The 12754-nt window shown below is 57.3% G+C and carries 8 protein-coding genes; 5 read left to right on the top strand and 3 right to left on the bottom strand.

Annotation, left to right across the window (positions count from 1 at the left end):
* Window positions 1–23: 23 nt before the first annotated feature.
* Window positions 24–446 carry a F0F1 ATP synthase subunit epsilon gene (locus tag ACZ46D_RS10455; RefSeq protein ID WP_464927378.1) on the top strand — a complete coding sequence of 141 codons (423 nt, stop codon included), beginning with the start codon at window positions 24–26 and terminating at the stop codon, window positions 444–446.
* Window positions 447–526: 80 nt separating this feature from the next.
* On the opposite strand, the gene ACZ46D_RS10450 is transcribed toward ACZ46D_RS10455, so the two are convergent.
* Window positions 527–1000, bottom strand: coding sequence for a chemotaxis protein CheX (locus ACZ46D_RS10450; protein ID WP_464927377.1), 474 nt, complete (start codon window positions 998–1000; stop codon window positions 527–529).
* Between the two features lie 305 nt (window positions 1001–1305).
* Between ACZ46D_RS10450 and ACZ46D_RS10445 the strand changes: the two genes are divergently transcribed.
* From ACZ46D_RS10445 to ACZ46D_RS10430, 4 genes are all read left to right on the top strand, one after another.
* On the top strand, window positions 1306–2715 hold the full coding sequence (locus ACZ46D_RS10445) for an NAD(P)-dependent oxidoreductase (RefSeq protein ID WP_464927376.1): 1410 nt from the start codon (window positions 1306–1308) through the stop codon (window positions 2713–2715).
* A gap of 148 nt (window positions 2716–2863) precedes the next feature.
* Window positions 2864–4417 carry a sigma 54-interacting transcriptional regulator gene (locus ACZ46D_RS10440; protein ID WP_464927375.1) on the top strand — a complete coding sequence of 518 codons (1554 nt, stop codon included), beginning with the start codon at window positions 2864–2866 and terminating at the stop codon, window positions 4415–4417.
* Window positions 4418–4653: 236 nt separating this feature from the next.
* On the top strand, window positions 4654–6555 hold the full coding sequence (locus tag ACZ46D_RS10435; protein ID WP_464927374.1) for a multiheme c-type cytochrome: 1902 nt from the start codon (window positions 4654–4656) through the stop codon (window positions 6553–6555).
* Between the two features lie 381 nt (window positions 6556–6936).
* The gene (locus ACZ46D_RS10430; protein ID WP_464927373.1) at window positions 6937–7998 is read left to right on the top strand and encodes an HD-GYP domain-containing protein; all 1062 of its coding nucleotides are present in this window, start codon (window positions 6937–6939) and stop codon (window positions 7996–7998) included.
* Window positions 7999–8137: 139 nt separating this feature from the next.
* On the opposite strand, the gene ACZ46D_RS10425 is transcribed toward ACZ46D_RS10430, so the two are convergent.
* Together ACZ46D_RS10425 and mutS are read right to left on the bottom strand one after the other, a co-directional pair.
* Window positions 8138–9907 carry an N-acetylmuramoyl-L-alanine amidase gene (locus ACZ46D_RS10425; RefSeq protein ID WP_464927372.1) on the bottom strand — a complete coding sequence of 590 codons (1770 nt, stop codon included), beginning with the start codon at window positions 9905–9907 and terminating at the stop codon, window positions 8138–8140.
* A 55-nt stretch (window positions 9908–9962) separates the two neighbouring features.
* Window positions 9963–12599: a DNA mismatch repair protein MutS gene (mutS, locus tag ACZ46D_RS10420; RefSeq protein ID WP_464927371.1), complete on the bottom strand. Its 2637-nt coding sequence runs from the start codon at window positions 12597–12599 to the stop codon at window positions 9963–9965.
* Window positions 12600–12754 lie beyond the last annotated feature (155 nt).

Genomic DNA, 12754 nt, shown 5'->3' with positions numbered 1-12754 from the left:
CGGTGAGGACTTGAGGATTACCCATGGCTGAAAAATTAAAGTTGGAAGTGGTAACTCCCAAAGGGGCTGTAGTGAGCCAGGAGGTGGACATTGTCACCGCTCCCGGCTACGGCGGTGAGTTTGGTGTTCTTGCCAACCATGCGCCTTTTCTGAGTACGATCAAGACAGGTGTTCTGACCTACAAGACCGGAGCTCAGGAAGAAACCCTGATGGTGAGTGGCGGGTTTTGTGAAGTGTCCAATAACAAGCTGACCTTTCTTGTTGAATCTGCGGAGCGCGGGACAGATATTGATGTCGAGCGCGCGATGCGGGCCAAGGAACGGGCGGAAAAACGGCTGGCGGAAGCGCAGGCCCAGAAGGAAAAATTTGATCGAACCCGGGCCGAGGCTGCCTTGCAAAGGGCCTTGAGTCGGCTTAAGGTTGCCGAGAAACGCAAGGCTTCCTGAGAAGAAGGGAAACAATAGTAATGAAAAAGCCGCTCGGCAACGAGCGGCTTTTTTTTGTCTGATAATGGGGAAGAGAAACCTTACTGCTTTTCGCTGAGATTCGCCTCAACAACAAAGGAACCAACTGCTGTTTCAAAGGGGATGACAATGGTTGGCGCCTTGGAGTAATAGGAAATTTCCACCCCCTTGCCAACGACCATGTTGGGGGTGGCCAGGGCGAACTTGTGATCGAGCTTGGCCAACTGGGCCTTGGCGCCACCACAGATCATATTGGTCAGTTCGCCGACAGCGTCAATAACCTCATCGTCAATCTTCTCCTTGGGCTCTTCCATCAGCATGTTGGCGACAATTTTCAGGATGCATTTTTCCGTAAAACTCACGATCATGGAGCCGGTGATCTCTTCGGAGGTCATGCCAATAATGCCGGTGACCTCGCCATACGAGGTGGTGCCGTCTTTCAACCGGGGCTTTTGCGGAGTTACCTGGGTCTGCGCCATGGTTTCCAGAACATTTTTGGCGGCAGTTAAAAATGGATTAATGAATTCTGCTTTCATGAATGTCCGCTCACGTTTTTTTAGCTGATGGTTGCAAGAGTATTGCCCTAGCTTGCGGGATATCCCTTGAATTGTCAAGGCTCAATTGGCGTGGCGAAAGCCAATTGGGCCTGTATTTTTCCCCTCCGGAAAAAAGGCTGCGTGATAGCCATTTTTTTGAGGCAAGTCGATTGGCGGGAAAGAGAATTTATGCATGAAATGCGTTTGAAAACAGAGTAAATACGAATTATGATCTAACCTGTCGTTATTACGATAAATATCGGTACTTGTACCGAGGGGTTCAACTTTCCGGGTAGGAGGCAGTGATGGATGCAAAAGAGAGGATGAACATTTCCCGTCAATTTTCACGGGAATTGCCCGTTGCCGGGCGGATCACCAATTTTGACGAGGTTGTCTCCGGCTATGAGGCTAAGGCTGCCCAGCTTGAGGCGGAGCGGTGCCTGCAATGCAAAAAACCAAAATGCCGAGAAGGTTGCCCCGTCCACAACGATATCCCCGGCTTTATCCGGCTGTTGCGGGAAGGCAAGATCGAGGAGGCATACTGGCTTGATCGCGAGACCAACTCGCTTCCCGCCATCTGCTCCCGGGTCTGTCCCCATGAATTTCAATGCGAGGGACACTGCATCCGGGGGAAAAAGGGTGAGCCGGTGGCTATCGGCATGCTCGAGCGTTACATCGTTGATTGGATGGTGGCCAACAACAAGAATCTGCTACAGACCTGTGCCCTGCCCAAGGATAAAAAGGTGGCCATTGTCGGTTCCGGGCCGGCCGGGATGTCGGTGGCCTATTACCTCGCCCACCTCGGGTACCACTGCACCATCTTCGAGAGCCTGCCGGTTTCCGGCGGTATGCTGGCGGTGGGAATTCCGGCCTACCGTCTGCCAAGGTCGATCATCGAGGCGGAATTCGACGCTCTGCGAAACTGTGGGGTTACCATGGTCAACAACGTCACCATCGGCCGGGACAAGACCATGCAGAATCTCAAGGATGAGGGCTTTGCCGCAGTCTTCCTCGGCCCAGGGGCGCACGCCAGTCGTAAGCTTGGGGTCGAGGGGGAGGAGCTTACGGGTGTGCTGCACGGGGTCGATTATCTCCGGAGGGTCAATGTTGGCGAGCAGCTTAATCTCGGTCGCAACGTGGTGGTAGTGGGTGGCGGCAACGTGGCCATCGACTGTGCGCGCACCGCGCTTCGGACCGGTTCCGATCAGGTCTTCATCCTCTACCGCCGCACCAAGGCGGAGATGCCTGCGGCCCAGGCCGAGATCCATCATCTGGAGGAGGAAGGGGTGCGCATCGAGATGTTGGCCGCGCCGGTGAAGATCCACGGCGAGGGCGGCCGGCTGACCAAGATCGAATGCCTGCGGATGAAACTCGGTGAGTGTGACGCCTCAGGTCGTTGCCGACCGGAGGTGATTGAGGGTTCCAACTTCATGCTCGAAGCGGACGCCATCATCCCGGCCATCAGTCAGGATGTGGACCCCACCGCCGGGTCCGGGCTCGATTTCGCCATGACCCGCTGGGGCACCTATGTGGTGGATGAGATCACCATGCAGACCTCGGTGGACTGGGTTTTTGCCGCCGGCGACGCGGTACTCGGGCCCCAGACCGTGGCCAAGGCGGTCTTTCAGGCCAAGGAAGCAGCGGAGTCCATTCACCGTTTCCTGGAAGGGGCGGATCTCAAGGCGGGCCGGGAGCAGGCGGCGGCTGCCGAGTAGTTTTCGTTCATGACGAAAAGTTCAAGGCCGTGCCGGCGCAGTTCTGCTGGTTCGGCTTTTTTTTATGGGCAAGACAATAGTTGTGGTTGGGTGATTATATTTAGTCATTTTGGATTATATTTCGACTAAATAGTGTTATGGTGCAAATATGAAAGAATCCTTGGTTGAACTTTTCAAATCCTTTTCCGATGAAATGGACCCGCAGGCTCTGCAGCGCAAATTTTTGCGGGCCTTGCTTCGGTTGCAGAACGTGGACCGTGGATCGATCTGGATCCGGCGGGAGGAGGGTTTTTGTTGTCTCGAGGCAGAAGGAATCGAGAGCGATAAGGTGAAGGGGGTATGTTTGCCCCCGGAATCGAAAAGCTTGGTGCGTTGGGTGATCGAAACCGGCAAGATGGCCCTCTCCCGGCCCGATGGCGACTCGCGCCATTTTCAGGCCATTGAGGCGGATCTTGCCATCAAGAGCAGCCTCATCCTCGCCTTCCCGCTCCTACTGAAGGGCGGCACTGTGTACGGCGCGGTGGAGATCATCGACACCAACCCCGCGCACTCCACAATCAACCTTGAAAAAGAGACCCTCGCCTTTCTGCAGGAGTTGGTGAATATTGGCTCTGTGGCCCTGTCCAACGCTCTGGAGTACGAGCGGCAGGTGGGGGTGAGCCGTTTGCTCCAGAGTGAAATCGAGGCGCTCAAGGAGGATGATTTGGTCGTGGGCCAGAGCGCTGCCTTCCAGCAGGTGGTGGCTACCCTGACCAGCTACGCGGCCACCGATTACCCGGTGTTGATCACCGGCGAATCCGGCACCGGCAAGGAGCTGGTCGCCACCCGCCTGCATCGGTTGAGCCCCCGCCGAGAGCAGCCCTTTGTGGTGCAGAACTGTAGCGCCATCCCGGCAACGCTTTTGGAGAGCGAGCTTTTCGGCTACAAAAAAGGCGCCTTCTCCGGCGCAGTCAAGGACAAGCAAGGACTGTTCGAGGCCGCCTCAGGCGGGACCCTGTTCCTGGACGAGATCGGCGATATGCCCATCGAGCTCCAGGCCAAGGTGCTGCGGGTGATTCAGGGCAATGAGATTAAGCCGCTGGGCAGTACGAAGACGCGCTGGGTCGACGTACGTCTTATTGCCGCGACCAACCGCGACCTGGAACACATGGTTGCGGAAAAATCCTTCCGCCGTGATCTCTTCTACCGCCTCTCGGTTCTGCCCATCGCCTTGCCGCCCCTGCGCCATCGGCAGGAGGATATCCTCCTGCTGTTCAAGCTTTTTCTGCGGCGTGAGGCGGCTAAAAACGGAATCGCGCCGAAACGGGCGGGCAGTGAGGTGCTGGCGCTGCTGCTCGCCTACCCATGGCCCGGCAATATTCGGGAGCTGGGAAACCTGGCTAAGTACCTCACGGTGATCTGCAATCAGGAGGAGATTGGTTGCGCCGATCTCCCGCAGTCCTTTCTGGCCTTGACTGCGGGAGGGCAGGAGGGGGGAACCCCACAGCCAAGAATCATACCGACGCAGGCGGGGGGATTGGATTTTGGCCAGCGCACCTGGGAGGAGGTGGAGCGCGATTATGTAGCCTATCTCCTAGACCAGCACCGGATGAACTTGACTTGGGCGGCGGAATCGGCCGGGGTCAACCGTTCCACCTTTGTCTCTCGCCTACGGCGCCTCAACATCTCCCTGCCGCGTCGACGGCGATCCCCCTTACACTGAATTTTCTCGCGGCTTTTTCCCTGGCACACCTCTTGCTTAGCAGAAGCCTATCTTCAGCTGATATCCAGAACCTTCGCCCCCTGAGATTCCAGCGCTTGTGCCTTAACGGCTTATGCCTGGCCGAAGAGCTCGCCTCCGCGACGGTCGTGGGGTGCGCGTTGATGCTTCTGTATCTGTTGCGGAAAAATAGAAATTGTTTGCTGTGAAAAATTTGTGAAAAAAAGGAGTAACATTGCATGAGAAAAATTTTATTTATAGCGACGGCGGTCACGGTGCTGGCCGGCGGAGCTGCCCATGCGGCAGTCGACGCGGCGACGGAGCTGAAAACAACCTGCCTGAACTGTCATTCCGACAAGAGTTCCAAGGTGAGTTGCACCAACAGCATTTGGACCGGGCATAATGTCAGAAGGGTGAGCACTGCGGTGTACGATGCGGTAACCCTTTACAAAACCGGTAAGACTTGCACCACCACCACAACGCCGCCGCCGACAACTAATCCACCACCGACAACCAGCACCGGGGCGGCTGCCGCACATGCGGGCATCAACGCATACAACGGCCCCTCCACCTGTATTGCCTGTCATCCGGTGCAGGCGCAGGACATGCTCAACAGTCTGCATATGCAATGGAAAGGGAAAACCCCTGAACTGAGCAATGCTCCCAATCAGACCCTGGGCAAGGGAGCGAAGGGGATCAACTCCTTTTGCACCTACGCCATTTCCTCCGGGGGTGCTTGCTTTAACTGTCACGTCCGGGCAGACGGTAATGCGCCGCACGCGCCTGCCGTCAATGATGTTGACTGTCTGATGTGTCATAACGACACCTATCAGCGGAAAACAACCCCTGATCCGACCACGGCCAAGCAGGTGACCGATTACCTTGGGAAGATCAAGACCTATGTTTTCGGTTTACAGGACGCCCAGGGCAATTACTTCACCGAGCCTGATTATGCTCTGATGCCGGCTGGCACCACCATGGTTAATCTTGCCAGAACCGTTCATCTGCCCACTCGTAAATCCTGTCTGCGCTGTCATGCCAAGGCTGGTGGCGGGGACTGGACCAAGCGCGGCGACATGGGTGCCAATAGTACGGCGCCCACCGATACCCAGGATGTCCATATGTCTCCGACCCGCGGGAATCTTTCCTGCGCCGACTGCCATGCCGTAAGCGGCCATAAGATCTCCGGCCGCGGCATAGATCTCCGCTCGACGGAAGCCCCGGATCCAAAATGCACGGATTGTCATGGAGCCGCACCGCATAAAAGCACCAACGCCAACTATGCCACGCTGAACCGCCACGCCGCGGGTCAGGTTTCCTGCCAGGTCTGTCATATCAAGACCTTTGCCAAGGGCGGCGCCACCGAGATGTCCCGCGATTGGCTCAAACCCGTCTGGAATCCTGCTTTCTGCAACGGTCAGGGCGGTTATGTCGGCGAAGAAGTTAAGGTTGCCAATGTGAAGCCGGATTACCGCTGGTTTGACGGCACCTCATACGTGTACAACGTCGGTGAGAAGATTGCCAAAAACGCCGACGGCACCTACACCATGGCCAAGGCCAACGGCAAGATTTTCGACGGCAAATCCAAGATCGTGCCCATCAAAAATCACACCTCATCTTTGCCCATCCTTGCGGACGGCCGACTTGTTCCGCCTGCGATCATGTGGATGTTCATGACCGGCGACTTCAATCAGGCCGTGCAGAAGGGCATGCAGGACCAAGGCATGACCGGCAGCTACACCATGGTTCCGGTCAATGCGGAAATGTTGATCACCCATGGGGTAGAACCGAAGGCCATGGCTGCAAAATGTGCGGAGTGCCATGGCACCTTGAACGGTCATAACAACCTGATGGTTCCCTTCACCAAGCTTGGTTATCATACCCTGCCGGCCAAGGTGAAGGACTGCACCCTGTGTCATGAGCGGGAATCTTACAATTGGGAAGCCGTGCATAACCGGCATGTGCGCTCCGAGGGATTGAAGTGCAACATGTGTCATACTGCAACTCCGGTCGGGTTGATCAAGCCGACCTCGGATCTCTGCAACGATTGCCACAGCAGCAAGTCGGCAAGCGATAAGCAGAAGATTCACGAGAAGCATACCGAGAAAGGTCTCGCCTGCGCGAAGTGCCATAAGTTCTAAGGAGTAACGCAGCAAGCAGTATCGTCTCTGAGAAGTGAAAAGGGGAGGCTCCGGTTTGCCGGGGCTTCCCCTTTTTTTGTTGCCCCAGGCATGGCGCTATTTGAGTCGCTGAGCCCATCAAGCGGTATTTCGAGGGCGAGGATCTCAGGGAAGGGTGCTAGGCCTTTTTACGCGACCGATAGTTTTTTGGGAGCAAATTGCCTGAAAGCCCCGCCGGTGGAAAAACGGCGGGGCTTTTTTGTGCCCTTGTTATCTGGCGAAAGATCAGGACTTGCCCGCAGGTGTGCCATTGTCTCGGAAAAATCAATGATTGCGTTTTTGGGAATGGATATGCATAGAATATGCAAACGTTTGTTTTTGGAAAATCCATCGAGGCAAACCATGACCGAAAACCCGAGCGGCAATATTGGCTGGAACAACCACAAAAAGGTGCTGATCGCTGAAGATGAATCTTTGCAACGCCATTTGCTGCGGGAGTACCTCTGTGAGGCGGGATATGAGGTGATTGAAGCATTGGATGGCCAGGAGGCCCTGGAGAAATTAGCCGTTGACCCAGAGATCCGGTTCGTGATTACCGACCTGAAAATGCCGCGGCTCGATGGTTTTGCGCTCATCACCGAGATCAGAAAAAAACAGCTCCATTATATCTATATTTTGGTGCAGACGCACCTCGACGATGAGGATGCCCTGGTGCAGGCGCTTTCCCTGGGCGCGGATGATTTTTTAAAAAAACCTGTGCGCCCGGTGGAGCTCTGCCTTCGGGTCGGAGGCGGATTCAGGCTGCTCAAGCTTGAAAAATTCGAGGAGCTCATCTTTTTTCTTACCAAGCTTGCGGCCTTGCAGAGCAAGGAGACAGGGAGCCACCTGGACCGGATGTATCATTTTACCAGGGTTCTGGCCAGGGATCTTGCCGCCAATGTTCCGGAACTCGGGCTCACCATTGCCGTGGCGGAAGAGATCGCCAAGGTCAGTCCCCTGCATGATCTGGGCAAGGTCGGCATCTCGGTGGAGCTTTTGCATAAGGCGGAAAAACTGAATCATGAGGAGGTGTGCTCCCTGCAGGATCATGCCTTGGTGGGCGGCGCACTTATTCAGGAGGTGTACGCGCAGACCGAATCGGAATATCTCTTTCTTGCCCAGGAAATAGCCCAGCTGCATCACGAACGCTGGGACGGCAAGGGCTACCCCCACGGCCTGGCCGGCGACAAGATCCCCCTCTGCGCCCGGATCGTTGCGCTGGCCGATGCCTATGACGCCATGACCAGCAAACGGAGTTATAACGTGGGGTTAAGTCATGCGGATGCGAAACAGGAGATTCTCCGCAATATCGGCAAGCAGTTCGATCCTAAGGTTGTTGCGGCCTTCCTGCGGCAGGAGCCGGAGTTTGTCAGAATAAAAGAAGAGTATCGGGATAACGATTCGCCCCTGTATCGGGAAATGTAGGGGCACAGGCCGCCACAACACGCGGGATTGCCCAAGCACTTGGCGAATTCAGCGGGGTTGAGGCTGCCATTTAAAAAGGACTGCGACCGCGGTGCTAACGGCATAAGGAGCCGTTCCAACTGCTCAGGATTGCGTAGGGTTATTTCGTAACGGCCCTTAAATTGCCAGCCAGGCTCATGCTTTCCACATATTGGGCCACGCCGCCGGAGATGTGATTGGCCACGCCGGCAAGATACGCCTCATCTTTAAGCCGTTTTTCCTCCTCCGGATTGCTCAGAAAAGCGATTTCCGTGAGGATGGCAGGCATCTGGGCGCCGATGAGTACGACAAAAGGCGCCTTTTTGACCCCAAGATTGGTGACCGTGCTGAATTTTTTGTTCAGGCCGCTCACCATTTCCTCCTGGACCAGTCCGGCCAGCTTCAGGGATTCCTTGATTTTTGAATTCTGCATGAGATCCAGGAGGATGGATTGCAGATCGCTGATCTGTTTGGCGGAAGTGGCGTTTTCCATGGCTGCCAGCCGCATGGCGTCTTTGTTGCTGGCCAGGTCGAGGACATAGGTTTCGATCCCCCGGGCTTCATGGTTTGGGGCGGCATTGACATGGATGGACAGGAAGAGGTCCGCTTCCTTGGCGTTGGCGATGGCGGTACGTTCTTCCAGGGGAATGAAAACATCGCGGTCCCGGGTGAGGACAACCTCGCAACCGAGTTTTTCCTTGAGCGTCTTGGCGACCCTGAGGGCCACATCCAGGACGATGTCTTTTTCCTTGAGGCCGCTTGGGCTGCAGGTGCCGGGATCCTTGCCGCCGTGTCCCGGATCGATGACGATTCTTTTCATACTCAGCCCTTGCTGGCGGGTCAGGGTTGGGGTTTCTTTTTTGTTTGCGGTGCTGGCCTCTTTTCCTTTGCCGGCGTTCTGCCCCTTGCCCTCAGGCTTTCCATTCTTGTCCGGAGCGGCCGTGCTCATCACATCGATCACCACCCGAAAGGGATCGGCCAGGGTGAAGACCTTGTAGTCGGAAATCTTGCTCTGGGTGTCGAGGACAACGCGTACGGTTTTCGGGTCAAATTGGGCATTTCTGACCTGACGCAACAGGCCGTCCTCAATGGGGATGGTTTTGACGGTTTCCGGGCTGAGGCGGCTGTTGTGCAGGTCTATGTAAATCCGGCGCTGGGAAGCCTCGTCCCCGGTGAGCGCTTGGTGCTTGAATGTTACCGGGCCGGTGGTTTCAACGATCAGGCGGGTGTAGCGGTTGTTGGACCAGTGGCGAATGGGCAGCACCGTGGCCAGCCCGGTTTTTTTTGCGGTAAGGTCTTTTGGCGGCGGTTCTTCGGCAACCAGCGGGCTGATGCATTTTTCCCCGACCTCTTCCTTGGTCGGGGTCGGAGTCGGGGCTGCGGCGGCTGATCCATGCTTGATCTGCAACAGCTGTTCCTGGGCCGCCCCGGCCATATCGCCCTCCGGGTAGATGGCGATGATCTTGGCATAGGCCCGTGCCGCCTTGCCCGAATCTTTTTTGTCGGCAAGATAGATGGTGCCCAGAATAAAAAAGGCGTCATCGGCCAGGGTATTCCCCGGATACTTCGAGCTCAGCTCTTCGTAGGAGGCAATGGCCTGGTCAAGATCTTGGGTTTTTTTGCTTTGCTGGAACATGGTTTGGTAGATTTTGCCCAGCATGAACAGGGATTTCGGAGCAGCTTGATGGTTGGGGGCGGCCTTGTATATGCTGCGGAAGGCGGTGACGGAGGTGAGCCAGCTGTTCCGGTTCTTGGCCTTGTCGCTGGCCACCAAATCCTGATAATACGCCTTGGCTTGTTCGTATTGTCTGGCGATGTCATCCTGATCCGGGTCCGGCCTGGACCAGGCCGGGGTGCTGAGCAGGAGCAGCAAGAGAATCCAGAGCGGCAAGCGGAAAAAACGCTTTTGCGTTGTGCCCTGGGCTATGTGTGCGCCTGCGTTAAACCTACTCCCCATCGGTCAGCCTTTTAAGTTCATAGAGCAGATCCAGGGCCTCACGGGGCGACAAGCCATCGGGGTTGATCTCCCGCAGCCTGCGCGTCGCTGGAGACTCTCCCCCGCCGAACAGGGAGAGCTGGCCGGGTTGGTGGGGCTTCTTTTTTCTGGGCGAGGTGGCGATGCGCGGTTCGCCCTGGCGGTTGAATTCCCCCTGCTCGATATTATGCAATAATTCCGTGGCTCTGGCAACCACCTTGGCCGGTACCCCGGCCAGGGCGGCCACCTGGATGCCGTAGCTGCGGTTGGTTCCGCCCGGCAGCAGCTTGTGGAGAAAGATGATGGTGTCGTTCCACTCCCGCACCGCGATGTTGTAGTTCTTGACTCGGGGGTTGGTGGCGGCCAGCTCGGTCAGCTCGTGGTAGTGGGTGGCGAAGATGGTCTTGACCCCACGGCCGTTCTTGTTGACCAAATCCTCGGCCACGGCCCAGGCAATGGAGAGGCCGTCAAAGGTGGAGGTGCCGCGGCCGATCTCGTCGAGGATCACCAGGCTCCGCTCGGTGGCGTTGTTCAGGATATTGGCCGTCTCGTTCATCTCCACCATGAAGGTGGACTGGCCGCGGCGCAGGTTGTCCGAGGCCCCGACCCGGGTGAAGATGCGATCCACCACCCCGATCTCCGCCGCCGCCGCAGGCACGAAGCTGCCCATCTGGGCCATGAGGGTGATGAGCGCGGTCTGCCGCAGCACCGTGGATTTGCCGGCCATGTTGGGGCCGGTGATGATCAGAACCTCTTCGCTCTCCTGATCCAGATGGATATCGTTGGGCACAAAGCGGCCCGGCGGCAGGGCGCGCTCAATTACGGGATGGCGGCCTTCCCGGATGATGATCGCCTCGCCCGAGGTGATCACCGGCTTGGTGTAGCGGTATCGTTGGGCGACCTCGGCCAGGCAGCAGAAAAAATCGATTTGGGCCAAGCGGGCGGCGGCATGGAGGATCCGGGAAGAGGCCGCCGCCGCCGTGGCCCGGATCGCACCAAAGAGCCGGTATTCCAGCTCCAGCCGTTTGTCCTGGGCGCCGGTGACCTTTTCCTCAAATTCTTTAAGTTCCGGGGTGATGAAGCGTTCGGCGTTGACCAGGGTCTGCTTGCGGATGAAGTCCTCGGGCACATGACCAAGCTGGCCTCGGCTGATCTCGATATAGTAGCCGAAGATCTTGTTGAAGCCGACCTTGAGGTTGTTGATCCCGGTGCGCGTGCGTTCGCGCGCCTCCAACCCCAGGATCAGCGCCTTGCCGTCGCGCAGCAGGCTGACCAGTTCGTCAAGCTCCGCGTTGTAGCCGGGTTTGATCAGGTTGCCTTCCCGCAGGGTCACCGGCGCGTCCTCGCGAATCCCCGCTTCCAGCAGGGTGCGGAGCTCGGCCAGCTCGTCCACCGTACCGAGTTCGGCCAGTAGGCCTTTGGTGCCGGAGAGTTTTTCTTTAAGCTGGGGCAGCTGGGCCAGGGAACACTTGAGGGCCGTGAGATCGCGGGCATTGGCAGTGCCCAGCACCACCCGGCCATTGAGCCGCTCCAGGTCATAGACCTTGGTCAGCAGTTCCCGGAGCTCCTCCCGCAACCGGGGGGCAAGGTAGAGCTGTTCCACCGTGTCCAGCCGCTGGCGGATGGCCTCGACCTCCTGCAGGGGAAAGAGCAGGTTTTTCTTGAGCAGCCGTGCCCCCATGGGGGTTTCGCAGAGATCGAGGGTGTCCAGCAGCGAACCCTCCCTGGCGCCGCCGGTGATGGTCTGGGTCAATTCCAGGTTGCGGCGGGAGGATTCGTCCATGAGCAGGACGTGGTCGAATTCGATGGGGGTGAGCCGCTCGATATGGTCCAGGGTGGTTTTCTGGGTTTCTTGCAGGTAGAGGAGCAGGGCGCCTGCCGCCCCGATCCCACTTTTAAGCTCCTCGCAGCCGAAGCCGGCCAGGTTGGCCACCCGGAAATGCTCCAGCAGCCGCTGCCGCGCCGTCTCCGGATGAAAGCCGCTGTTTGGCCGTCTGGTCAGGCAGCTCTGCGGCAGATAGGCCTGCAGTTCGTCCGCCAGCGTGGATGTTTCTCCGGATTCTTCCGGGAGCAGGATCTCCGAGGGGGACAGGCGGCTGAGTTCATCCAAAAGAGCAGGGAGGTCTTCCCGCTCGCTCACCAAAAACTCGCCGGTGGAAAGATCGAGCAGGCTCAAGCCCCAACCCTTGCCCTTGTGGCAGATGGCAGCCAGATAGCGGTTGTCCTTGTCGTCGAGGAGCTGCTCGTCGGTGACCAGGCCAGGGGTGACCACCCGCACCACCTCGCGGCGGACCACGCCCTTGGCCTCTTTCGGGTCTTCCACCTGCTCGCAGATCGCCACCTTGAAGCCGGCCTTGATCATCTTGGCCAGATAGGAAGAGACCGCGTGGTACGGTATGCCGCAGAGCGGCACCCGGTTTTCGTCATCCTTGCTGTTTCTGGAGGTGAGGGTGATGCCCAGCACCTTGGAGGCGGTCACCGCATCGTCAAAGAACATCTCGTAGAAGTCGCCCAGCCGATAAAAAAGAATGGCATCCTGATGCCGCGCCTTGATTTCAAGGTATTGCTGCATCATGGGAGTGATTTTAACGGAAGCGGGTGTGGTCATTGGATTTTTCAGTAAAAAATTAACGCAGAGGCGCAAAGGAAGGCAGGGGTGGCAGAAACATTAAAAAATCTGCGTTTCTGCGCCTTTGCGTTGCGGTTGTTGATCCTTCAGCGATTGATAGGTGTTTTTGCGGGAAATGTCAAGAAAAGCTCATG

The organism is Thiovibrio sp. Mzg5 (assembly GCF_055379285.1).
The sequence above is the reverse complement of the archived record's forward strand: the minus strand, read 5'-3'. Positions and strand labels throughout refer to the sequence as shown.

What these genes read in the sequence shown, in the direction of transcription:
- ACZ46D_RS10455 (WP_464927378.1), top strand. Translation starts at nt 24, where the DNA reads ATGGCTGAAAAATTAAAGTTGGAAGTGGTAACTCCCAAAGGGGCTGTA.
- ACZ46D_RS10450 (WP_464927377.1), bottom strand. Translation starts at nt 1,000, where the DNA reads ATGAAAGCAGAATTCATTAATCCATTTTTAACTGCCGCCAAAAATGTT.
- ACZ46D_RS10445 (WP_464927376.1), top strand. Translation starts at nt 1,306, where the DNA reads ATGGATGCAAAAGAGAGGATGAACATTTCCCGTCAATTTTCACGGGAA.
- ACZ46D_RS10440 (WP_464927375.1), top strand. Translation starts at nt 2,864, where the DNA reads ATGAAAGAATCCTTGGTTGAACTTTTCAAATCCTTTTCCGATGAAATG.
- ACZ46D_RS10435 (WP_464927374.1), top strand. Translation starts at nt 4,654, where the DNA reads ATGAGAAAAATTTTATTTATAGCGACGGCGGTCACGGTGCTGGCCGGC.
- ACZ46D_RS10430 (WP_464927373.1), top strand. Translation starts at nt 6,937, where the DNA reads ATGACCGAAAACCCGAGCGGCAATATTGGCTGGAACAACCACAAAAAG.
- mutS (WP_464927371.1), bottom strand. Translation starts at nt 12,599, where the DNA reads ATGACCACACCCGCTTCCGTTAAAATCACTCCCATGATGCAGCAATAC.